The 24891-nt window shown below is 33.0% G+C and carries 25 protein-coding genes; 8 read left to right on the forward strand and 17 right to left on the reverse strand.

The features are described from left to right. Positions 1-99: 99 nt before the first annotated feature. Positions 100-306: a DUF6440 family protein gene (locus P7F85_RS11875; RefSeq protein ID WP_002466538.1), complete on the reverse strand. Its 207-nt coding sequence runs from the start codon at positions 304-306 to the stop codon at positions 100-102. Positions 307-445: 139 nt separating this feature from the next. Here P7F85_RS11875 and P7F85_RS11880 point away from each other — a divergent pair, with 139 nt between their 5' ends. Both P7F85_RS11880 and P7F85_RS11885 read left to right on the forward strand, forming a co-directional pair. Next, positions 446-748, forward strand: coding sequence for a hypothetical protein (locus P7F85_RS11880; protein WP_015365406.1), 303 nt, complete (start codon positions 446-448; stop codon positions 746-748). 382 nt (positions 749-1130) lie between these two features. Further along, the gene (locus P7F85_RS11885; protein WP_002466540.1) at positions 1131-1847 is read left to right on the forward strand and encodes a CHAP domain-containing protein; all 717 of its coding nucleotides are present in this window, start codon (positions 1131-1133) and stop codon (positions 1845-1847) included. 569 nt (positions 1848-2416) lie between these two features. On the opposite strand, the gene P7F85_RS11890 is transcribed toward P7F85_RS11885, so the two are convergent. From P7F85_RS11890 to P7F85_RS11935, 10 genes are all read right to left on the reverse strand, one after another. After that, positions 2417-3079, reverse strand: coding sequence for a putative quinol monooxygenase (locus P7F85_RS11890; RefSeq protein WP_019235755.1), 663 nt, complete (start codon positions 3077-3079; stop codon positions 2417-2419). Between the two features lie 57 nt (positions 3080-3136). Continuing rightward, positions 3137-4321 (reverse strand): acetyl-CoA C-acetyltransferase, encoded by a 1185-nt coding sequence (locus P7F85_RS11895; RefSeq protein ID WP_002466316.1) that lies wholly within the window; start codon positions 4319-4321, stop codon positions 3137-3139. A gap of 371 nt (positions 4322-4692) precedes the next feature. Next, entirely contained in the window at positions 4693-6498 is a 1806-nt protein-coding gene (gene uidA / locus P7F85_RS11900; RefSeq protein ID WP_015365409.1) for a beta-glucuronidase, read from the reverse strand. An 18-nt stretch (positions 6499-6516) separates the two neighbouring features. Next, positions 6517-7359 carry an SDR family oxidoreductase gene (locus P7F85_RS11905; RefSeq protein ID WP_002466329.1) on the reverse strand — a complete coding sequence of 281 codons (843 nt, stop codon included), beginning with the start codon at positions 7357-7359 and terminating at the stop codon, positions 6517-6519. A gap of 21 nt (positions 7360-7380) precedes the next feature. After that, a complete protein-coding gene (gene uxuA / locus P7F85_RS11910; protein ID WP_002466344.1) occupies positions 7381-8427 on the reverse strand; it encodes a mannonate dehydratase in 1047 nt (348 codons plus the stop codon). Between the two features lie 3 nt (positions 8428-8430). After that, the gene (gene uxaC, locus P7F85_RS11915) at positions 8431-9843 is read right to left on the reverse strand and encodes a glucuronate isomerase (RefSeq protein ID WP_002466319.1); all 1413 of its coding nucleotides are present in this window, start codon (positions 9841-9843) and stop codon (positions 8431-8433) included. A gap of 15 nt (positions 9844-9858) precedes the next feature. Further along, entirely contained in the window at positions 9859-11262 is a 1404-nt protein-coding gene (locus P7F85_RS11920) for a glycoside-pentoside-hexuronide (GPH):cation symporter (protein WP_046464474.1), read from the reverse strand. A 15-nt stretch (positions 11263-11277) separates the two neighbouring features. Then, positions 11278-12288 (reverse strand): sugar kinase, encoded by a 1011-nt coding sequence (locus P7F85_RS11925; protein WP_002466324.1) that lies wholly within the window; start codon positions 12286-12288, stop codon positions 11278-11280. A gap of 4 nt (positions 12289-12292) precedes the next feature. Beyond that, complete coding sequence (locus tag P7F85_RS11930) at positions 12293-12934, reverse strand: bifunctional 2-keto-4-hydroxyglutarate aldolase/2-keto-3-deoxy-6-phosphogluconate aldolase (protein WP_002466311.1); 642 nt, start codon at positions 12932-12934, stop codon at positions 12293-12295. A 407-nt stretch (positions 12935-13341) separates the two neighbouring features. Then, on the reverse strand, positions 13342-14565 hold the full coding sequence (locus P7F85_RS11935) for an AraC family transcriptional regulator (RefSeq protein WP_002466334.1): 1224 nt from the start codon (positions 14563-14565) through the stop codon (positions 13342-13344). Positions 14566-14616: 51 nt separating this feature from the next. Between P7F85_RS11935 and P7F85_RS11940 the strand changes: the two genes are divergently transcribed. After that, complete coding sequence (locus P7F85_RS11940) at positions 14617-15453, forward strand: HAD family hydrolase (protein ID WP_015365412.1); 837 nt, start codon at positions 14617-14619, stop codon at positions 15451-15453. Between the two features lie 15 nt (positions 15454-15468). Then, positions 15469-17193, forward strand: a complete 1725-nt coding sequence (locus P7F85_RS11945; protein WP_002466326.1) for a glycoside hydrolase family 3 N-terminal domain-containing protein — start codon at positions 15469-15471, stop codon at positions 17191-17193. 62 nt (positions 17194-17255) lie between these two features. On the opposite strand, the gene P7F85_RS11950 is transcribed toward P7F85_RS11945, so the two are convergent. The 6 genes from P7F85_RS11950 to P7F85_RS11975 all read right to left on the reverse strand — a co-directional run bounded on the left by P7F85_RS11950 (position 17256) and on the right by P7F85_RS11975 (position 22105). Further along, positions 17256-18185 carry a CobW family GTP-binding protein gene (locus P7F85_RS11950; RefSeq protein WP_015365414.1) on the reverse strand — a complete coding sequence of 310 codons (930 nt, stop codon included), beginning with the start codon at positions 18183-18185 and terminating at the stop codon, positions 17256-17258. 14 nt (positions 18186-18199) lie between these two features. Next, on the reverse strand, positions 18200-19540 hold the full coding sequence (locus P7F85_RS11955) for a nucleoside recognition domain-containing protein (RefSeq protein ID WP_002466338.1): 1341 nt from the start codon (positions 19538-19540) through the stop codon (positions 18200-18202). Continuing rightward, the gene (locus P7F85_RS11960) at positions 19534-20643 is read right to left on the reverse strand and encodes an NAD(P)/FAD-dependent oxidoreductase (RefSeq protein ID WP_002466314.1); all 1110 of its coding nucleotides are present in this window, start codon (positions 20641-20643) and stop codon (positions 19534-19536) included. Before P7F85_RS11960 ends, P7F85_RS11955 begins: the two co-directional genes overlap by 7 nt. Before the next feature lie 203 nt (positions 20644-20846). Next, positions 20847-21368, reverse strand: a complete 522-nt coding sequence (locus P7F85_RS11965; protein WP_002466336.1) for a MepB family protein — start codon at positions 21366-21368, stop codon at positions 20847-20849. Then, on the reverse strand, positions 21352-21552 hold the full coding sequence (locus P7F85_RS11970; protein ID WP_002466325.1) for a hypothetical protein: 201 nt from the start codon (positions 21550-21552) through the stop codon (positions 21352-21354). Before P7F85_RS11970 ends, P7F85_RS11965 begins: the two co-directional genes overlap by 17 nt. Before the next feature lie 25 nt (positions 21553-21577). Further along, a complete protein-coding gene (locus P7F85_RS11975; protein WP_002466340.1) occupies positions 21578-22105 on the reverse strand; it encodes a DUF3267 domain-containing protein in 528 nt (175 codons plus the stop codon). Between the two features lie 129 nt (positions 22106-22234). Here P7F85_RS11975 and P7F85_RS11980 point away from each other — a divergent pair, with 129 nt between their 5' ends. From P7F85_RS11980 to P7F85_RS11995, 4 genes are read left to right on the forward strand one after another with little or no spacing between them, the layout of a single operon-like run. Beyond that, entirely contained in the window at positions 22235-22438 is a 204-nt protein-coding gene (locus P7F85_RS11980) for a helix-turn-helix transcriptional regulator (protein WP_002466337.1), read from the forward strand. After that, complete coding sequence (locus P7F85_RS11985) at positions 22435-23157, forward strand: DUF3169 family protein (protein WP_002466345.1); 723 nt, start codon at positions 22435-22437, stop codon at positions 23155-23157. The genes P7F85_RS11980 and P7F85_RS11985 overlap by 4 nt, the downstream gene beginning before the upstream one ends. 45 nt (positions 23158-23202) lie before the next feature. Then, the gene (locus tag P7F85_RS11990; protein WP_002466312.1) at positions 23203-24042 is read left to right on the forward strand and encodes an ABC transporter ATP-binding protein; all 840 of its coding nucleotides are present in this window, start codon (positions 23203-23205) and stop codon (positions 24040-24042) included. Further along, entirely contained in the window at positions 24042-24677 is a 636-nt protein-coding gene (locus P7F85_RS11995) for an ABC-2 transporter permease (RefSeq protein WP_002466347.1), read from the forward strand. Before P7F85_RS11990 ends, P7F85_RS11995 begins: the two co-directional genes overlap by 1 nt. The last annotated feature ends 214 nt before the right edge of the window (positions 24678-24891 follow it).

Consider the following 24891-nt stretch of genomic DNA (forward strand, 5'->3'; position numbering starts at 1 on the left):
AAAAAATTTACTTATACTAAATAGAATAAAAATGGTTACGAAGCCGCTTATAACCATAAGTACCAAAGTAATACCTCCTATAAAAAATTACTATGTAAATTAATCATTTTTCAATGAAGTAGTATCCACTTTGGTTATATTTCCATTTTCATCTAATAATGGTGTAATACCACCACCTGTACTCACCCAAGTAGCAAGATATTGGATGCCTGTTTCTTTATCAGTTAATACATAACAACGCATAGTAGAATCTTTTGAGACCTTTTCTACATCAAAGCGATCATCTGCTTTCTTGTTATTAAACATGTGCAAAGCCCTCCTCAAACATTCTCTAATTATATATTTCACTTAACTATTATCTAAAACATCTTATTACTCAATCATTATTTTATTGTGAATATTAATAATGATTGAGTGGTAAATTTATTGTATGGGGGTGGAGGATATGAGTTCTAACAATATCAATGACAAAAAGACAAATAGTACAAAAATATCCCGTTACTTAAAATTGGTTAGTATAGCGCTGATCATAATTGGCGTGCTCATTTTTATTCTTCGTATTATATTAGATAGTATTTATGGAGGAGCCCACTTAAAATCAGTAGATAATATTTTTATCCTTATTGGTCTATTACTCTCCGTGGGGGCATATACCATTGAGAAAAATTGGAAAGAAGTTACTTTCACTAGCATTTTTTCATCATCTTCATACTACTCACATTCTTTTAAATCAAACGGCACTCTTTAATGAGTGCTTTTTTACTTTTCAAATCAGAATATCGGCTCATTATCGTGTTTTTATAATAAATCGTCCTCCTACATTTATTACAATCATTTGTAACGTTCAAGCTAATTCAATAATTACAAAACATAAAATTAACATAGCAAACATCACAACTTCACGTTTTATTACACTAAGTAATATTGCCAACTCTATTATTACGGTGTTGTTCAGGTGAATTGAATTTCAATTACGAAATCGTAACATTGACCATCATTATCAATTGTTCTGTTAGAGTGTAGCTTATCGTTGTTCGCAACGAAATTTTTAAATAAAAAACGGTGATGTATGCTGCCTTTCGCTACTTCAATCTATGGTAGACATACAACTTTTGGGAGGACGTTTTATTATGAAAAAAATCGCTACAATTTCAACCCTAACTGCTGGTATTGGCGTGTCATTATTTGGGATAAATGACAATCATGCAGATGCTACAGAATATAATCATCATCAAGCACCTCAACAACAAGGGCCATTTCACCAACAAAGCCCCAGAGGATTTAATGGACAATTTAGCCATCAAGACAACCAAAATTATAATCAAATGAATGGGCAATGGCATCCACAATTTAATCATCAATCTAGTGGTTATAAACAGCCACAATTTAAACAACAATCATTCAAACAAAATAACAATACAACTACAAGTAATAGTTCAAGTAGCTTAAATTCTTCAAGTTCATCATCAAGTCATTCATCTACTACGCAATCTACGTCTAAAAAAACGACATCATCTACATCTGGTAACTTATACACTGCTGGGCAATGTACATGGTACGTTTACGATAGAGTCGGAGGCAAAATCAGTACTACGTGGGGTAATGCAAACAATTGGGCAAGTGCAGCACAATCAGATGGCTATACTGTGAATCATACGCCTGAAAAAGGTGCTATTTTACAAACATCTGAAGGTAGTTATGGTCATGTGGCATGTGTAGAAAGCGTCAGTAGTGATGGTTCAGTAACTGTTTCAGAAATGAACTATTCGGGAGGACCATTTGTAACAGACACTCGTACCATTTCAGCAAGCCAAGCTAAATCTTATAACTATATTCATTTATCATAATTGAGAGATGAAAAGATGTAATAAACACACCCTACTATCTAGTGGGGTGTGTATTTATGTTGTTATTCAACATAATACACATAAAAAAACCTATGTATACTGAACAGGTATACATAGGCTAAAAAAACAAGATTTTTTACCAAACAAACTATGGTGAGTATAACATTAAAATTATAAAATGTATATACGAATTCATTTTATTCTTAAAATAATTTCAATTTTAAATTTAGTGTTCTAAAATTGAAATTTTGCAAACAATGTTGTAAAAGTATAACTTACTGAACAATGATTGTCCAATTTCTAAATCGATATTCATTTTTTATAAGTACTTATTCCAATATAAGTATCTATTTATTTTTTATTTAAACTGGATTTTAAACATTATATTCATATCATTACTTTCATATTTTATTATTTACTTCTACCTTCCAAAAGATGTATGATTTCGAAAAAAACAACGTACAATTTGAAATTGTACGTTGTGATGCATATAAAAAATAATACTTTAATGATTTGCTATGATGCAATTCTAAAAACAATATTCATAATTTGTAACCTCAATCTATTGTTTATACTTTTTTACTAGAATACATAGCATGAACTTCTACTCTCATTGGCATATCCGCTAACAATTCGATGACTTTGTCATGTCCTTCGTCTATAACTGGATTATCAAAATGACGTTTAAATGAAGCATCGTCTTTATAAAATTCAAATGCCCATAATACATCTGGATCATCAACGGCTCTACACAATACCCAATCTATTGGGCCGTCTGGATCTCCGTTGTAGTGCATCTTATTTGTTAAATTAAATAACTCTTCACCTTTTCCTTCTTTGGCTGTCATCTTTAAAACTGTTCCAGGTTGTAGGGAATCAATCAATAAATCTGAATTTTTTTCGCTTTGCTTACCTGAATATTCTGGATATACTACAACTCTTGTTGGCACATCATCTAAAAGCTCAATAACTTTATCATGACCTTCATCTATAACTGGATTATCGAAATGACGTTTGAATGAGGCATCGTCTCTATAAAATTCGAATGCCCACAAAATATTGGGGTTATGATCATCTTTACACAATATCCAATCTATTGGGCCATCTGGATCTCCGTCGTAGTGCATCTTATTTGTTAGATTAAATAACTCTTCACCTTTACCTTCTTTGGCTGTCATCTTTAAAACTGTTCCAGGTTGTTGAGAATCGATTAATTTATTTATTTGTGTCATCTTATATCCTCCACTATTCGTTTTATTAATTGACAATTTCTAGGTCTCTTTTTCCCCTTACTCTTGATAACGTGTCACCGCTGTCGCAATACCTTGTCCGCCACCAATGCATAATGAGGCAATACCTGATTGCTTTTCTTCGTTTAATTGATGTAAAAGTGTCACTAATATACGTGCACCTGAGGCACCTATAGGATGACCTAAAGCAATGGCACCACCTTTAGTATTAACCTTTTCAGCAGGTAATTGTAATTCTTGATTTACTGCTAAAGCCTGTGATGCAAATGCTTCATTAAGTTCGAAGACATCGATATCTTCAATAGATTGGTTTGTACGTTGTAGTGCTTTTTTCACTGCGTCAACCGGACCAATCCCCATAATAGAAGGATCCACACCACTAGTACCAAAGCCGTCTAAAATAGCGATAGGTTTAATATTTAATTCTTTTGCCTTTTCTTCAGTCATTACTAACATCATTGATGCACCGTCATTAATACCTGACGCATTACCAGCTGTTACTGATCCGTCCTTTTTAAAGGCAGGTCTCAAGTGACTCAATTTATCAGCTGTTGTACCTTTTCTAATACCTTCGTCTTCTGATACGACAATAGGTTCTCCTTTGCGTTGTGGTACCTCGACTGGAACGATTTCCGCATCAAAAGCACCACTATTTTGAGCGGCTTCTGCTTTTTGTTGTGATTGTGCAGCAAATTCATCTTGTGCTTCACGGCTAATACTATATTTTTCAACTAAGTTTTCAGCCGTAATCCCCATATGATAATCATTAAATACATCTGTTAATCCATCTGCTACCATACTATCAACTAACGCTTGGTTACCCATTTTAAACCCGAAGCGTGCATTTTTCATAAGCATCGGTGATTGTGACATACTTTCCATGCCACCTGCTAATACGACGTCATTGTCACCTGCTAAAATAGATTGATACGCTAATTGAATAGATTTTAATCCTGAACCACAGACTTTATTTACTGTAAATGCTGGAACAGATTCAGGTAAACCACCCTTAATTGATGCTATGCGAGCTGGGTTTTGTCCTTGACCTGCTTGTAAAACGTTACCTAATATCACTTCATTAATTTCTTTTGGATCAATTTGAGTTGTTTTTAAAATGTGTTTAATTAAAGTAGCACCTAAATCATAGGCAGGAATATCTTTAAAAGCGCCTCCAAACACGCCAATTGGTGTACGATATGCTTCAGCTAATACGATACGAGACATAAGTTAGCTCATCTCCTTTTAATTTATATAAAGATATACTATGTCAATTTCATTAATGAATAACGCAACTTTTTTCATCACAAACATGCCTAGATAATTAATAAATGGTGATGAAATATAGTTATTAACACGCTTGTTCACTCATTATTCATATTTTACCAAAATTCTATTCAAATTTACCACAAAGACCATAACGAGAAACAGTCATAACTTATTTAAATATGTATATATATAAAACGAAGAGGTTAAGACATAAATTTTTGTGCTCTCGGAAACCGATTAACGGCGTCCGAAAAGCAGGTTTCTGTCCCGACCTCTTCCATACGTTATCTGATATTTACTTTTAGCTTACATTATAAACTATCTCAATATTAAGATTTATAACCAAAATGAGGTATATGTTGCCAACGTTCTTTAAAGTAATGGGCAATCGCTTTTGGCTTACGATCTCGTGTGAAGATACCTTTTTTATTACCTTGAACACGGATAATACCATTTGATGTTTCAAAGTCAGCAAAGTTCCATGTTTGCTCACCGATGAATTGTGGATATTTATCCATAATTTCATGATTGGCTTTATAATAATTCAGTTGATACTCTTCTGTAAACATTTGATCATCAATCGCATGTAGACCTGCAAGCGTATCCGCACCATACTCTGTAAACATGATAGGCTTATTTGGTTGTCGTTTCGACCATTCTGCCAACTCATTATCTAATGATTGTTTAGCGCTTTCTAAATCACCTGATTGTGTATACCAACCATAGTATCTATTGAGACAAAGCACATCGACTAAATCTTGAACTTCACATACATCTGGTTGTGCCGTTAAAATAGTCACGATAGTCACTGGGCGATGTTGTGGATCTTTTTCACGTGCTAAATTTACAAATGGCTCAAAGTACGCTTTAGCACCCGCTTCATTAGACGCTGGCTCATTGGCAATTGACCACATGACTACGCATGCATGATTCTTGTCTCTTGCAATCAAGTCTTCGATGACTTCTTGATGAGCTTGATGAGTATCAATTTCTTTCCATGTATCATGTGTCATTGCGCCACCTAAGGTAACCATAAAATTAAGATGTATACCGACACCTGTTGTCTCATCTATCACTACAATACCTTGTTCATCTGCTAAACGCATCATTTCTTCTGAATATGGGTAATGAGAGGTTCTAAATGAATTAGCACCTATCCATTTCATTAAGTTGATGTCCATGACGTTAGCTGATTCGTTTAAGCCTCGACCATTATAATACGTATCTTCATGTTTACCGAAACCTTTGAAATAAAATGGTTTGTCATTAATTAAAAACTGTCCATCCTTCACTTCAACAGATCGAATACCGAAACGTTCTGTATAAACATCTACACACTCATTATCGTTGAGTAATTCTACTTTCATATTGTATAAATAGGCATCTAAAGGTTGCCACAATTTAGGATTTTGAATAGTTACATCGCCTTTAGCGCCTTCGCTTTCGGCTACTGCATGATCATTTTCATCCAGAATCGTGATTTTAACGCTGTCTACTTTTTCGCCACCGTTCACCATCGATACTTCATAATGAACTATACTCTCATCAACCCCTTTTAATTCTGGGTTAATGGCTATATCACTAATAAATGTGTGAGGTGTCGTATAAATTTTCACAGGACGGTGAATACCTGCATAATTAAAGAAGTCAAAATTAGGCTCGTTGATAGGTATGACTGTCCCGTCTTCTCGTGTTTGCTCACTGTAATTACCCACTGGCAATGTGCTATGTGTTAATACATTGTTTACTTTCACAGTTAATCGATGGGTTCCTACTGTTGCAATATCGGAAATATCGGCTTCAAAAGGTAGAAAACCTCCAGAATGGGTAACGACTTCTTGGCCATCGATATACACTGTGGCATGATGTGTTACAGAACCAAATCGTAAGACAATACGTTCCCCGTTAAGATGTTTAGGAATGACAATTGTTCTTTCGTAGACGACCTCACCTACATGACGTCTAATGCTCTGAATCACACCTTGATCATTATACGAACCTGGAACCGCCATCACGTCCTCTGTGTCCAACGGATGACTAACATCTATTGCTTCTTGATGTTGGATTAATTTAAACTTCCATGTTCCTGACAAATCAACTAGCTGTCTTGTTTCAGTTAATATTGGATATAACAAAATGTTTCCCTCCTATCATTAGACACCGGAATATGCGTTAAATCCTCCATCGATTGGTAATACCACACCATTTACAAAACTAGATGCCTGTTCATTTACTAAGAATAATAATGCTCCAATTAATTCTTCCGGTTTACCGAAGCGCTCCATAGGGGTAGCATTGATGATTTTTCTAGAGCGTTCCGTGTAACTTCCGTCTTCGTTCAATAGTAATGCTTCATTCTGTTTTGTTAGTAGAAATCCTGGTGCAATGGCATTAACTCTAATATTTGTTTTAGAGAAATATACACTTAACCATTGTGTAAAGTTACTGATTGCCGCTTTAGCACCACTGTATCCTGGAATTTTAGTTAACGGTGTGAATGCATTCATAGATGAAATATTAATAATTGTAGCTTCATCTTTGTCTAACATATCTGTCGCAAACACTTGAGAAGGAATAAACGTACCTAAGAAGTTTAAATCCATCACAAAACCAACACTCTTTTCATCTAAATCAAAGAATGTCTTACCATCTTGCTCAAGTTCACCTTCAAAACGTTCATCATCTGTTGTGCCTTTAGGAGAGTTTCCACCAGCACCATTGATTAAAATATCTACACTGCCAAATGCATCATTAACTTCTTTTTTAACTCTTTCCATTTCGGCTTTTTTAGTTACATCGCCTAAAAACACACGTGCAGTGCCACCTGCTTTTTCTATTTTATCTACTAGACCATCTGCGTCTTCACTGATTCCAATCATTGCGACTTTAGCACCACTTTGTGCTAAAGCCATAGACATTGCACTACCAAGTACACCAGTACCTCCAGTAATCACAACGACTTTATTTGATAAATCGACATTGAAAGGCAATTCCATAAATTCCATCTCCCTTTAAAACTATTGTCTACTTTTACTTACTGCTTCATATAAGCCATTTAAATATGTTGCACCTAATGCACGATCATATAATCCATACCCTGGTTTACCAGTTTCGCCCCAAATCATTCGACCATGGTCAGGTCTAATTGGGCCTTCGTATCCAAAGTCATACATAGCTTTTACTACTTCATACATATCGATTGAACCTTTTTCTGATAAATGGGCAGATTCTTGGAATGACTTGTCACCTATTAATTTAACATTACGTGCATGTACAAAATGTACTCGTCCTTTTTCACCAAAGTAACGTAACATTTCAACAAAGTCATTTCGACGATCAGCGCCTAATGATCCAGAACACATTGTTAATCCATTATGCTTGGAATCATATAAGTTAATAAATCGTTCTAAATTATCTTTATTAGTAATGATACGTGGCAGACCAAAGATATTCCAAGGTGGATCGTCCGGATGGACTGCCATCAGAACATCTTCCTCTTCGGCTACTGGAATGACTTTTTGAATAAAGTAGTTTAAGTTTTCCCATAGTTTTTCTTCGTCTACTTGTTTATAATCTTCGAATAATTGATTTAAGTCTTCTTTCGTGTAGCTTGAATCCCAACCTGGAAGTGATAATTCACCACTTAATGGATTCATTTTTTCGACATCATTTTCATCGTAAATTAAACAAGTTGAACCGTCATCTAATCGATAATCTAACTGAGAACGCGTCCAGTCAAACACAGGCATAAAGTTATAACAAACAGTTTTAATACCCGCTTCACCTAAATTACGTAATGTTTGGCAATAGTTTTCAATGTATTGATCCCTTGTTGGTTTACCTAATTTAATATCTTCATGTACAGGTACACTTTCGATTACTGATATTTCCATACCTGCATCTTCAACTTCTTGTTTTAATGCTTTAATTTTATCTAATGGCCAAACTTCACCCACTGGCACATCATAAATCGCAGTAACAATCCCTTTCATCCCTGGGATTTGTTTAATATATTCTAAGCTAATGGGATCATCTTTCCCATACCATCTAAATGACATTTTCATCGTTTAGTCCTCCTTAATGAGCTTGAAATAGTGATATGCATTGTTGTAGCAAATGTTCTCAATCATTTTTTGTAATAAGCGGTCATCGTTCGGAATTTCACCTTTTTCTACTAAATCACCTATAAATGTAGATAAAATGCGTCTAAAGTAATCATGTCTTGAATATGAAATGAAACTTCTTGAATCTGTTAGCATACCTACAAAATGCATAAGTAAACCTTGATCTGCCAATGATGACATTTGTCTTAACATGCCCCGTTTCGTATCGTTAAACCACCAACCAGCACCGTGTTGGACTTTACTTTGAATACCTGGTTCAGTTTGGAAATTGGCAATTGTAGATCCAACAATATCGTTATAGATTGGATTTAAATTATATAAAATCGTTTTCGGTAAATGATTTTCTTTTTCCATCATATCTAATGTAGCATTTAAGTGATAAGCAAGATTATTTTGATCTCGAATAGAATCAAATCCTGCATCTCTACCTACTTGTTCAAACATTTTAGTATTATTGTTACGAATCGCACCGAAATGAATTTGCATTACCCAACCACGCTCATAATAAGCTTTACTTAACGCGTTCAACATAAATGTCTGGAATTGGAATTGTTCATGTGTAGATATGTCTTCTTTATTGAGCGCCTTAGTAAATATTGTTTCAATCTCTTGGGTTGTATAGTTTTCAAAATGGATTTCCTCTAAACCATGGTCAGCTAAACGGCCACCCTTGTCATGAAAATATTGAATACGTTGATTAAGCGCTTCTACAAATTGCGTTGCATTTTCAATATTGTGCGTTGTTCGTTCTAACTTTTGTACGAATTCAAGAAAAGCAGGTTCGCCTACTTTAAAAACATCGTCAGGTCGGAATGCTGGTAAAACCACCGTTTTGAAATCATCTTGTGCTTTAATCGCATCATGATAAGCTAAATCATCTGTTGGATTGTCAGTAGTACAAATCAAATTGACATTTGAATTACTAATAAGAGATTGAGTTGTAACCTGATGTTCTTTCAAATAATCATTCGCACGATGATATATTTCTTCTGCGTTATCACTAGTAAGTAAATCATCAATATTGAAATACATTTTTAATTCTAATTGTGACCAATGATATAAAGGATTCCCAATAGAATTTTCTAATGCTTCAGCCCATTTTTTGAATTTTTCAAGTGGCTCTGCATCACCAGTAATGTATTTTTCTTCTATACCTTGCGCTCGCATGGCACGCCACTTGTAATGGTCACCACTCAACCATAGTTCAGCGATATTATCGCATTTAACATTATCACTAATTTGTTTAGGATCTAGATGACAGTGATAATCGTAAATTGGCATATCTTTCGCAAAATCGTGATATAAATGTTTAGCTATTTCATTTTCCAACATAAAGTTTTCATTGATAAAAGCCATGTTATCTCCACTCCTCTATAGTTCTTCTCTTAGTGCAAGTTCTTTAACAATTTGTTTGTGTCGTTTGTCTGTTAATGGATACCAAATGAAGAAGACAATCAGTGCGATTAAGCTTGCTACTGCTGGTACAACAAAGAATAAAATTTTAAGTCCTGCAATCGTTCCTGGTGTTTGCTCTACATTTGGCGTGTAACCAATTAATGTTAACGCTAAACCAGGTACAAATCCTGCAAGTGCTTGAGATACTTTTCTTGTAAAGCTGTAGCTTGAATACGTAATACCTTCAGAACGTAAACCAAATTTCCATTGACCATATTCCACAACGTCGGCAATAAATGCCCAAATAACTGTATTAGGAATAACTAAGAAAAATTGTGCAATTGTATTGATAACTAAAAACATAATGTAGTTTTCACTAAAGAATAAGAAGTTTACACTTTCAAACACGATAAATCCTGCTACACCAATCATTGCAGTTGCTTTTTTGCCCATTTTTTTACTAATTAATGTCGTTGCATATAGAGATGGTAGTAAGACAACAAAGTTTAATGTACTTACGAGACCTACTAAATTAGGTTTATCTAAAACATATTTAAAATAATACAACTGACAAGATTGAATTAAGAACATAGACATAATTGTTAATAATGTAAAAATAGCCAATGTTGCAAATGCTTCATTCTTCACTAAATTAAAGAATGCTTTTTGGTTCACACCTTTTTCTTTTGGACGTTCAATAACGTGACGTTCTTTAACACCTTTGTAGCAAACTAAGTGGAAGATGACACCAAGTATCGCCATACCAGCAACGACTACTGGATATCCAATAGCATGATTATCAAATTGAGATACCATTGGCACAACCACAATACCTGCTATAAATAATGCACTTTGTGACCCTAAGTTTCTAAATACTGATAATTGTGTTCTATCATCCGCATTCAAAGTCATAGCTGCAGATAATGAACCATACGGAATATTAACTACAGAATACGCTGCGTTAAATAATAAATATGTTGCAAATGCCCAAATGACTTTATCTGTATAACTAAAATCAGGTGCTGTAAATGATAAAACCGTTACAATTGCTAAAGGAACTGTACCGTATAAGATAAACGGTTTAAACTTCCCTTTAGGACCGATATTTCGTCTTGAATCGATGATTGTCCCTACACCTGTATCTACAAAGGCATCAAATATCTTTGCCACTAAAAATACAAGACCACCGTAAAAAGCTGAAATACCAAGAATATCTGTAAAGAACATCATTAAATAAATCTGACCCATATCGAACATCATACCGTTACCTAAGTCACCAAATCCGTATGATAACTTTTCTTTAAAACTTAATGTAGCGTCTTCGATATGATTAAATTTATGCATTTTTCGTTTTTCTCTTTTTTCAACTGTATCTCCCATAATCCCGCCTTCTTTCTATCTATTGATATCTCGATTACTTTGAATAGATGCGTAAATATTTTCTAGACTTGCATAACTAAAATCACCAAATATATTGTGTTTATAGCTCATGTTATAAATACCGAATTCAACAATTTTTTCTAAATTCCATTTCTGCATAATCCCATAAATGACACCTACGCTAAATGCATCCCCAGTTCCTAATCTATCCAAAATATCAACATCCAAAGGCTCAGTTTTTGCTAATTGATCCTTTGTAGATAGAAATCCTTGTAAGCGGTTTCTTTTATGGTTAAAAATTTTTCTTTGTACAAACGCAATATATTGAACATTGTACTTCTTATGGATTTGAGTTAAATATGGTCGTATGACATCAATATCTGCCATTCTATCTAATCCATCTTTTTGGTCGTGACCTTTGTCATCTGGCAATGCTATCGGTTCATAACCAAAAACTAAATCCACATCATATAATATGTCTGACATTTCTTTTCTGGCCGTATCAAAGTCCCATAGTGCTGCTCTAAAATTCAAGTCACAACTTACAAATAGACCTAATTCTTTCGCAACTTTGACTGCTTTTTTCAAAAATAATAATAATTCTTGATTCAATCCTGCTGTGATACCAGTAATATGAAACCAATCATGACCTTTTAAAATTGATTTGATATCATCATCTCGATGATAAAATTGACTAAATGTACTCATTTGACGATCATAAATAAGTCGATTTGCACGCTGAGCATAACCGCTTTCGATATAATATAGGCCCAATCTGCCTTCCTTTTGACTCATATGCTCAGTATTGACATTATATCGCTTTAAATTTTGAATAATTTGATTACCTAAATCATTATCAGGTACAGCACTAATCATCGACGTTTTGACACCTAATCCTGATAATCCTATCGCCACATTCATCTCTGCGCCACCGTAATTAATATTAAAGGATTGTGCTTGATTAAACGTTTCGTGATTAGGTGTACTTAAACGCATTAGAATTTCGCCAAATGTGATGAATGACATACCATCACCCTCTTATTGTTTTGAATTTTCCGACAAATTTTTCTGTGTTCTCTTTAATTACTGAATCATTTCCATCTTTTGCATTTTTCATTAATGCACTACCGATACCGACCGCAAATGCACCTTTACGATACCAATCCTCTAAATTATCTAATGACACACCACCTGATGGCATGAGTTCAATTTGAGGAATAGGTCCATGCACATTTTTAATAAAGTTAGCACCTAATAAATCACCAGGGAATAACTTCACTAAATCTACACCTGTTTCCATGGCTTGAACAATTTCTGTTACCGAACCACATCCAGGTAAATAAGGTACGGCGTAACGATTACACATTTTTGCAATCTCTGGATCAAAATGAGGACTTACCACATATTCTGCGCCATTTAAAATAGCTAATCGGGCAGTCGTACTATCTAACACCGTTCCTGCACCAATGACCACGTTTTCGTCTATTACATATTGACTTAAATGTTGAATCACTTCTTCTGCTTGTGGTGTCGTAAAGGTAATTTCAATGTTATATATGCCGCCATCAATCATATGTTCTACAGCTGCAATTGCATCTGCTTTACTTTTGCCTCTGACAACAGCAACGAGATAATTATCATGTAAACGATTTAATGTCTGCATTTTTTTCATTTACTCAGCTCCTCGCTATTTTTAATTGTTTTCTTCGCCAACCCAACTTCATTATATTTCCAATTAAAAAAACGTCAATTCAGTGTAAAAAGGTCTGAATTGACAAAAAAATAAAACCCTTTCATACAATCTTTAATAAGAGTTGGTATCAAAGGGTTTCTAAAATCTATTCAATTTTGCAGTGTATCGCAGTAATACGTAAGTTATCATGTACCAAATTACACTTAAAAAGTATCATTTAACATGATTTTTTGTAATTTTTTAAACTCTTTTATAAAATTTTGACATCAATTTTCAAAATCAGGGCCATTTTCAAAATTTTCTATGACTTGAGCTAGTGAAATCTAAAAATGAGTGATAATTTTAAAATGTAATGTAAAGGTCATAGTAAATCGTAATCCATTATTTTAAGTCACCTTTTCATTACTATAAGATTTCTTATATTCTAAGGGCGACTGTTGGTACTGTATTTTAAAACATTTTGAAAAGTAACTTTGCTGCTTGAAACCTACATAACTGGATATTTCTTCTACAGTCATGGGCGTATTAAGTAGTAAATCTCGTCCCTTTTCAACACGTAGTTGCATAATATATTGAGATAAAGACTTTCCTGTTTCTTGTTTAAATAATCTTGAAAGATAGGATGGCGCCAACCCTACTAATTCAGCCAATTCTTCTAGATGTATAGGATGGTCCAAATTAATCTTAATATGTTGAATGACTGTGTTGATATTAGAACTATAATTTAATGATTTAACTTTTAATGCCGTTTGCGCATAATCAAATATCATCCGTTTCGTAATAATTTCTAAAGTTTCAACATCAGTAGCGTCATCAATTTCAGCTGCATAATTAGCAGATATTTCATTGATGATGAGTAAATTCACATCTGCTTTTTCAATACTTTTACGACACAGTGTGTTAAGTAGATATGCTTTATATTTATGGTTTAATAAATCATCTTTAACACGCCTAATTCCTGCAACTGAAACATTCATTACAGAAAATAAGTTGAGTGCTTCATCGACATTGCCATTTTGAATAGCAGTTAACATTTTATTCTCATTGTCATAACACATTTTAATCTTGTTAAATGTATACTCATATTGCTCTTTATCTTGCGCATGAGATTCTGTATTACGATGAAAGCTAAAATCAAGTGTCTCAACTTTATAATGTACGTTTCGATTTTTTAAATATCGTACAGTTAAATGTGCCATTTTCAATGCTTGACTGTACGGGCAAACAGGTATTTGTAATAAATATTGTTTTAATATCGATAATTTAGAATATTTAATTTGTACTTGTTGTAACATTTCGTGGCATCTTTTTTCATTTGGTCGTTGATGTAGAAATGGACCAAGTATGACTACCCGATTATATTTTCTGTATTTAAACAACAAAAAATTAACATCAAATTGATTCACATAATGATAAATACGATCGCTATTCATATTTTCTAAAAGTTTCTTTAACTCTACTTTGTATTTTTTACTTTTAGTATTTGTAAATGGCGACTTTAAGTGATTACTAATATTTTTTATATCTGATAAATCGTAATGATTTAAATCAATCATTAATAATTCAAAAGCATGTACTTTTAATACATCAAAGATTTGTTGATTTAACATAATGATCACCTTCACTTAAGACTATAAACCGAACAGAAAGGATTGAAAAACTTGAATTATTCATTAGAAAATTTTCAACCTCAACATGACTACCTTATTTGCGTAGATTCAGATGGTTGTGGCATGGATACAATGACAATCAAACATGAACGCGCATTTGGACCTGCCTTATTAGATATTTGGAATTTAGATGATATGAAAGAACAAGTTTTAGAGCGTTGGAACCAATTTAACCTATATGAAATCACACGTGGGATTAATCGATTTCAAGGTCTGGAAAAAATGCTCACAGAACTACATGAGCAAGGTCGCACTGTTGATGGCTATCATGATATTAAAGAGTGGGTCGATCATACTTCAACATTCTCAAATCCACAATTAGAACAAGATATGAAAGCGCATCCACAAAAGAAAGGACTTCGCTTAGCTTTAGACTGGTCAAACCGAGTTAACGAATTAATCGGTCGATTACCTAGTTTAGGCGCATTTGAGAATGTGCATTCAACTTTAAAACATGCACATCACGATGCTGATATTGTTATTGTATCATCTGCAAATTTAAAAGCGGTGGAAACTGAATGGACTGAACACCATCTAACACCATTTTTAACTAGTATCTTCGCACAAGAGGTAGGTACTAAAAAACATTGTATTCAACAACTTAAACAACACTATAAACCAGATCATATATTAGTTCTTGGAGATGCAAGAGGCGATTTACAAGCTGCCCAAGACAACCAAGTTTATTTCTATCCTATTTTGGCTGGAAATGAAGCAACATCTTGGTCTAACTTAGATCAAACCTACCTTAAACTATTTATCAATAATCAGTTTGATAATACTATTCAGGACCGAGTAATTCAACAATTTTATAATAATTTTGACTAAAGGAGCGTTGTTATAATGGTAAATGTAGACTTAAAAGCTAAACCCTATTATCTTGATGATCAACAAATTGAATGGGTAGAAAATACGTTATCTCAGCTCACTGACGAAGAAAAAATAGGACAATTATTTTTCAACTTATTTTCTCTAGAAGAAGATGGAGATTTTAATAATAATGACCTTACAAATAAAGATATTTTAAATCAGTATCATATAGGTGGTGCACGATACCAAGGCGGTAATAAGCATCAAGTTCAAAACCTTCTCAACGACTTACAACACAATAGTAAAGTACCGTTATTAATAGCAGCAAATTGTGATTCTGGTGGTAATGGTGCATGTAAAGATGGGACTTATATTGCCTCTGCAGCACAATGCGAAGCAGCTCAAGATACGAAAGTTGCTTATCATGCAGGCTATGTATCAGGTCGAGAATCACAAGCTTTAGGTGTTAATATCAACTTCGATCCTTGTGTAGACATTCTTCAAAACTGGCGTAATACTATCGTTAATACTCGCGCATACGGAACAACAGCTGACACTGTAATTAAATATACTAATGCTTTCATCGAAGGTTTTAATGAAACTAAAGATATGATTACTTGTATTAAACATTTCCCGGGTGATGGTACTGAAGAACGCGATCAACACCTTGTATTAGGTGTTAATGAAATGACACCTGAAGAATGGGATCAAAGTTTCCGTAAAGTGTATACCAACCATATCGATAATGGTGTAGAAATGATTATGTCTGGACATATTGCTTTGCCACATTATTCTAAAAAATTAAATCCAAAATTGCATGACGAAGATATTTTACCTGCATCATTATCTAAAGAACTTATCACAGATTTATTAAAACAAGATTTAAACTTTAATGGATTAGTTGTAACAGATGCAAGTCATATGTTAGGAATGACAGCTTCAATGAAACGTGAGGACTATGTACCGTTAGCTATCGCAGCTGGTTGTGATATGTTCTTATTCTTTAATGATATAGAAGAAGACTTCAATTTCATGCTTCAAGGTTACCGTAAAGGCGTCATTACAGAAGAACGACTTAACGATGCGGTTAAACGTATTTTAGGCCTCAAAGCTAAAATTCATTTACATGATAAACAAGCACAAAACACGTTAGAAAAAGAAGAGGCTGCATTAGATGTCATCGGTTGTGATGAACATATAGACATGCAAAAAGAAGCTGCCGATTTAGGTATTACATTAGTTAAAAACACGCTCAACCAGTTACCTATTCGTCCAGAAACACATAAAAACATCCAACTTTATGTCATTGAAGGCGAAAAAAATGGTATTTATAAATCTGATGACTCAGTGACTGATCATCTTGTAAGTATATTAGAAAATAAAGGCTTTAACGTTACAGTAAATGATGGTTCAACACGAATTAAAGGTAAAACATTAGATTACCGTGAAAGGGTAGATGCAGCATTAGTATTCGCTAATATCGTTGGATATGCTGCAGAAAATAATTACCGCATCCGTTGGTCAACTGCAATGAGTAATGAAATTCCATGGTATGTTCACGAAGTACCTACTGTTTTCACATCACTCAACTTCACTACGCATTTACACGATGCAACAATGGTAAAAGCGTATATTAATGCATATCATTCAAACAAAACAAGTTTAGAAACTGTTATAGACAAAATCATGGGTAACTCTGACTTCAAGGGTAAACCTAATGATTTAGTTTGGACTAATAAATGGCAAGCTAAGTTATAATAGCATATGATGAACCCCCATATAGCACATGTTATCTTCATGTCTATATGGGGATTTATACTTTAATAACTTACTTCAACGTTGTTACTATTACATAATTGACGATAATCGTCATATTGTATGTTTTTTCCAATTAACACGAGATAATTGGGGACTTCTTTTTCAAATGCTATTGGTGTTAATTCAAACTGATCTTGCATATATTGAACTAAATAAGTATGCGGTTCGTCTATAAATTGAATAAATCCTTTCATACGATAAATATTTGACGGTAAGGCGTCTAAATAATCTATAAACTGTAGTTTGTTACATTTCACTGGTACATCTATGTACTGATGATGAATGCCTTGATGTAGCGATTGGTGATTTGCTTTACTTTTTCTCGTCTGAATATTGTCATCGGTAGTTTGTGTAAACTTAGGCAAAGTGATTCGACCATACATCCCCACTTGAATATCCGCTTCAGGATTGATGATTTCTAATTCTTTTAATAATTGGCTCGTTACATTCACATGTGTTAAATCTATTTTATTCACAAATAAGTGAGAGCAATGGCTCAATTGTTCATAAAATAAGCCTTGGATATCTTTTGGATAAGATTTTAACGATTGATACATATGTGCATCTACAATGCCAACCATGTATGTAATCCTAGTAAATGGTGCTAAGATGGGGGTTAAACATGCATCTACAACTGCCAATGGTTCTGCTATCCCACTGCATTCAATAAAGACAATATCAGGTTGATAATCTAAATAGAGTTGATGCAATTGATCTGAAACATCTGCTTTCATTGCACAACAAATACAGCCTTCAGTGAGCTCATTTAAAGGGATCTCTTGATCGATTAATTGACCATCCACACTTTGTTTACCAAACTCATTCATAATTACTGCTGGTTGTAACCCTTGTGTCATCGCTTCGGACACGAGATGGTTCAATAATGTAGTTTTGCCACCGCCTAAAAACCCTCCTATGATTATAATCTCCATCCTAGCCACTCCTTTTAATTCATAACTGTTATAAGCTTAACAATCGTTGCAATAATGATAACCATACTTAGTGATGTCACCATTTGTTTTACTATCATTTTAAATCCTTCATTCAATCCAAGTTGTTTAAATACCATGGTCATTGTGACAGAGCATGCTGTATATGTGGAGCTCAAAAAGACTAATAACAATAGTTGTATGACAGATAATTGTTGAATGTAAGCACCTTGATGCATATTAAATAACAACATGCCATCTTTTCTAATCATGGAAAATAAGATACCTGGAGATAATTCATTTGGAATACCTAAATACATCAATATTGGCATAAATATATGTGAAATGAGCGATAAAACGGGTGTTAAGGAAATGATACTAACAATAAAACAGATTGTGATAAAGATAGGCATAGCTTGAATGACAAACATGCATATATTATTCCAAATTTGTTGACTCAATTGTCGCCCTGACGGTAAGTGAATGGTGGACTTTTTAACAGTTTGAATTGCAAAAGGGTGATGATTTGTCCTCATCCATAATCGATTATGTATGATGCCGCCCACCAATACTAATATTAAATAAGGTATAAAAAGCCAAGAATGCCCTGCTACGCTAAATATAGATAGCGTCGCTCCTATTTGGTAACTGCATGAACTTCCAAAACTAATCAAACTCATGCACTGTGTTTTGGTACAAGCATGACATTGATGGCCTGCTTGTGTAATAGCCGCAGCATTACATCCAAATCCTTCTAATAAAGGAATGATATCTTCTCCATTTAATCCAATGCGTATCATCGTCGGTTCAATTGCCCAAGTAATCCAATCCTTTAAATGGCTTTGTTCAACGATGGCTGAAGACAAACTGATTAACACCACTACAGGTAATGCCCATACAAATGAATATGTTCCTAGCGATAACACACCATAATCTCCAAAGAAAATGTGCTGCATGATACCATTTTGGAAATATTCGAATGAACCTAAAAAAGTAATGCAATGTTCGACATAATGACTTTGTAGCCAATCTGAAAAGTGATACGCCATGCCAATAGGCAATGCGAACATGAGTAATATAATCAACCAGCCAAGTACCATTTGTAAGATATTAGGTGTTTGATTTTTGCGCTCTTTCTGAAATTGCTCAAGTTGTTGAATAACGTAGTGACTATATTGAGAACTAGACACTACACTTTCCATTAAAGATATATCCAATTTATTCCTGATAATCGTTGATTTCAATAATGCCTTTTCTGCAGATGTCAGTCTTGATATATGCTGAAGTGTTAAAAGATGTGTGTCTTCTGGAATTGGATCATAATAACCCCGTTTTAAATCATATTTCACTTCTAACATGAACATGCCACATCACAACAAGTATAATCATCTAAGTACATTTGATTCATTTGATATGATTCTATCATTTGATGATTGACCGGTAAGCCTTCCCTCTGTGCAAGCTCATGTGCTAATACAGCAAATCGTGCTCTGAATTTATAGATATAACATAACTTGGCATGATTATTTTCAACTGTAGCACCTATTAAGAAAATATTAGGATAGCGTGTCGACTCATCTTGAAGCGTTAATTTCACATCTTGCTTTGTCGTTTCGAATAATTCTTGAACGATAGGGTTTTGTGTTACATCAAATCCGGTAGCAAGAATAGGTTCATTCACAGTTTGTACTTCATGACCATTTTCAAAATAAATAATGTACCTACCGTCTTGAAAGTTAATATCTGAAACACTATAATGCACATTCATTTCTATCAACGCACCTTGTTGAATTGCTTGGCTTAGGCGTTGGTGTGTATAAGGTGACAACCTTACACTAGGATCAGCGTCCTCATCATTAAGGCCCGTCGTACGTGTATACAACGAAATGGTAGATTGATTTTTAGCTAATTGAATCGCAGCATCAAATCCACTTTCATTACCACCAATCACAACATAGTCTCCCTTATCGAATTCGTTGAAGTCAGTCACCTCACTATAATGAATACCATACTTAAATGGTTTGTTAGGAAATTGAAAATCACCAGTCGCTACAAAAATATAATCTGCCGTGTAATCACCTTGAGTTGTCTTGATGAAATATAGACCCTCTTCCATAGAGACTTGCGTTACAGCAGTGTGAGTTTGAATACTGATACCATAGTGATAAGCCACAACTTCTAAATATTTCGCATACGTTTCCCCAGATACATGTTCCTGGTTAAAAGTGAACGCAGGTGACGTCTCTTTAGAAATAGCATTCATATCTGGCATACCAAATCCATTAGATGTAAACGATGGCGTAATGGTACGAGTTGACTTAGGCCATTGTTTAAATGATGAACCTATCTCTTCTTTTTCTAATATTAAACAATCATCTATACCAAAATCTTTCAATGTGATAGCCATGCCGATACCCGCAGCACCTGCGCCAATAATGACTACCTTTCGATGTTGTTGCATTATTAAACACTTCCTTGAGATATTTATCTTTAGGTTTTAAATCGAAATAATTACGATTTATAAATTATAGACCTATTCTATTAAAAATTCAATACGTCTCTCAATTCTTTTATGATTAATGAACATAAATAACCCAATACTAAATCCACTAGTAAAGTAAATTTAGTATTGGGTGATATTATTTGTAGACGTTTTTCAGTTATTTAATTCAAATGAATCATCGTATTAATATGAGATAATTGATTCTCCGTGTCACTATGACTTAAATTGATAAAATACATTTGTTGCCATTGTTGTGTTTTTAGAGCAGTTACATTTAAATCCGTTTCCCAATCTGGATAAACACGAAATGCCATTTTCCCTTTGTGATGATTATCAGTTAAAATGCCATGATTTAACAGTGTTTCTTTATCGAAAATAAATATGCCTTTACGTGTTTGATCGTTTACATAAATCATTAAATAATCACTCATTTTGTCAAAATGTAATGGGGTATTTTGATGATTAGCATCTTTTTCCCACAAAGTGACAAAGTAACCCTTTTTCTTTGGGGTCTTTTTAGCCAAACGGCTCTTGAAACGATATTCAAATAATTTAAATTCCAATGCTTCATATTCGTGGTTCCACGGTTCTCGTTCAACTGTATCCAAAATGGCGGTCTGATATATTCGTTCTAATTCATTTAATATCACTACAGATTGAAGTGATTTAAGATTTTTTACCATGTGATTGACCCTCATTCTGTTTATTCATTTCATTGCTTTTATAAAGTAAATACCCTCCGTTTATTATTGCCACAATAGCAAATGCAATAGCTAAAATTAAATGATTATCAATCACACCTAAAGCAACAAAAAACATTAACAATATATTTAGTAGATTAGAAATCATAAACCCTTTATTTTCCATTTTTAAAACCCCTTTGTTCTATTAATCATTCATAAATAATAATGCCCTTGTCAGTAGTTTCAATTTCTGAGTTTTTTGGAGTTTGAATCATTTTAAGAACCCAATAAAAGTCTCCAACACAACTACCAGCATGTAATGTAGCCAAAATAAAAAAGAAAAACTTTGGTAATATACCTAAATAAAGCGTAGTAATTAATATCACTGTTATAATTATAAATCGTGCGATAGCACTAATTAGAAAAGTCATAGGTGTAAATTGTCCACCAGGTATAGCACAATAAATCATTCCACTAGAATATCCAAAATGAACTTTGTGTCTAGGTGAAAATATTTTGAAAAAAACACCGTGAATACATTCGTGAATTGTAAAAATTAAGAAATATAAAATAATAAAAAGTACAATATTACCTATAATTGATTGAAATATATATACAGTATTAGTACTTCTCTCTATAATCCAAAAAATAATACCAAAACCAATAAATAATAAAATCATGTATTGAGAAAACTGTTTCATTAATTTAGGATTATCTAAAATATCAATGCGTTGCATGAAACCACCTCTTTTGAATATATTTATATTTCGTTGATATATGTAATATACAATATATATGTCATTTTGACAAATATACTTGTCAAAATGACGTTTATCATATACATTAATGTTAAGGAGTTGATCAACTTGAGAAATCGACTTAAAGAATTACGAGCAAGAGATGGATATAATCAAACTCAATTAGCTAAGAAAGCTGGTATATCAAGACAAACCGTCTCTTTGATAGAACGTAATGACTTCACACCTTCTATACTTACAGCTATGAAAATCGCTCGTATATTTAATGAACCCGTAGAAAGTATCTTTATCATCGAGGAGGAAGATTTATGAAAGTAGGACGCTATCTATTACTTATGATTATAGGTGGAATTATAGGTGGATTAATCGTTGAACTTTTTGACATTATTAATCAATACAACTTATTCTCTAAGTTTCATTTTAAAAGTAGCATGTTAATTATTAGTATTACCTTAATAACAACATTTTTTAATATCTTTCTTACGTTATTATTATTAAAATACCAAAAAGATTCACTTCGTTTGAAATCAAAATCGATAGAATTTGAGGATGAAGACATTGCTGATACATATGAGCGTAAAGCAAATTTAAAATATCTATCTGTCAGTTTTATATTCTATCTAGAAATACTAATAAGTTTTTTAACAATCTTTATACTAGCACTAGGCAATATTTCAGATAAATACTTATTTCTATCTATTCTTCCATTTATAGTTACAGCCATTCCTGCTATTATGATAGGATTATTTGTTAGAAAATTTGATGATCGTTACCCAAAAATGGGGGAAGAAAAATATACAGAAAAAATAATTGAAATTATGGACGAAGGTGAACGCCATATCAACTTTCTTACCATTTACAAACAATTTTTTATGAATATCGGACTACTCCTTATTAGTGTGATGTTTTTAGGTATATACTCAATCATTTCTAAATCAAATCAATCTGTAGGAATAATTATTCTTATCATTTTATTTATCTATAATGCCTTTGGTTATCTATCAAAAGTTCGTAAATTTTATAAATCTTAAATCCATAATTTTATACCTATCATATATAGAAAGAGAGGATGTAAAATGACTTCACTTTTAAATGTTCAATCACTTAATAAATCTTATAAAGACTCAGATTTCCATCTACACGATATTAACTTTTCAATTTATTCTAATGAGGTAGTGGGCTTAATCGGAAAAAATGGGTCTGGAAAATCTACACTGATTAACACCTTAGTAGGTAACCGTCATTTAGACTCTGGAGAAGTAACATTCTTCAATAAAGCAAGTTCAAATGAAGAAGAATACAAAGAGCATATTGGCGTAGTCTTTGATGATTTACGTGTACCTAATAAATTATCTTTAAAAGAAATTGATAAAATATTTTCAAATATCTATCAATCTTGGGATAGTAAGACATTTCATTCAATCATAAATTATTTTGAATTACCTTTTACTAATGCAATTAAAACATTTTCAAGAGGAATGAGAATGAAAACTGCATTATCTATTGCATTAGCTCATGACACTCGATTATTAATTCTAGATGAAGCAACAGCAGGTATGGATGCATCAGGACGTGAAGAAGTGATAGAATTACTTGAAGATTTTACAGCTAAAGGGAATGCTATTTTACTAGCCTCACATATATCTGATGATATGGAAAAGCTTGCTTCAAAGCTTATATTTATGAAAGATGGCAAAATTATACTAGAAGAAAACAAAGATAATTTACTTAATAATTACGGCATTGTTGAAGTTCCTCAAGTTGATTTTAATGTTCCCACAGAGATGATTATAGCTTCACGTGTTCGTCAAAATAAAATCATTGCTTTAATCAACAATTATCATCAAATTAAAGACGCTCACCCCTTAACAAATATAGACGATGCAACAAAAATTATTATGCGAGGTGAACAGTAATGAAGGGATTTTTATTAAGTATATTTTATACTTCAAAAAAGACACTTATTAGCTATTTTATAGTATCTATTGTAGTAACTGTCATTTTTTCATTTCTTAATCCTTTAATGACTTGTTTTATGCCAATGGTATTTTTGCTTTCTCCAATCACTGACAATATTAAACACGAAAAAGATTCTAAATGGATGTACTATGTTTCTGTTTTCCCAAAAGGAAGAAATATATATGTTAATAGCTATTATGTTGCTTTCTTATCTTTAATACTTACCGGATTATTGGTAGGCCTTATATTTACAGCAATTTTCACACAAAATATAAGTATGATGTTATTATCTGCCTGTATAGGCATAGGCGCAGTAGGAACCTATTCTATTGTTTTTCCACTAACATTTAAATTTGGATCTGAAAATTCTAATGTCATTTTAACAACATCATCAATTATATTAATATTAAGCTTTTTTGTTGTATTGTATGGCCTTTTAATGCCAAACATGATGGATTCTGACTCATTCGCAACTGCCATTGCAACTTTTCATAACGTGATAGTTGGCATTGGTTATGCGCTATTTGGATTAATTATTCTGGCTATAACCTACTTTCTTTCTATGAAAACATTTAAAAAGCAAGATTTATAATTCATATTATTTCCCCGGTGATTAATTTAAAATCGCCGGGAATTTTATTTCCATAATATCGTCTGTCATTTGATAAACAAGTTGATTTATCCCTCTTATTATTAATACTTTTTAGATTATTTATACCTGTAGATTCATTAGTTAAATAATTTTATATTTAATGAAATAACTTTTAATTGTTAAAACTTAAATATTTTTGAAAATGAAGAATAAT

It is taken from the genome of Staphylococcus sp. aM, assembly GCF_052975125.1.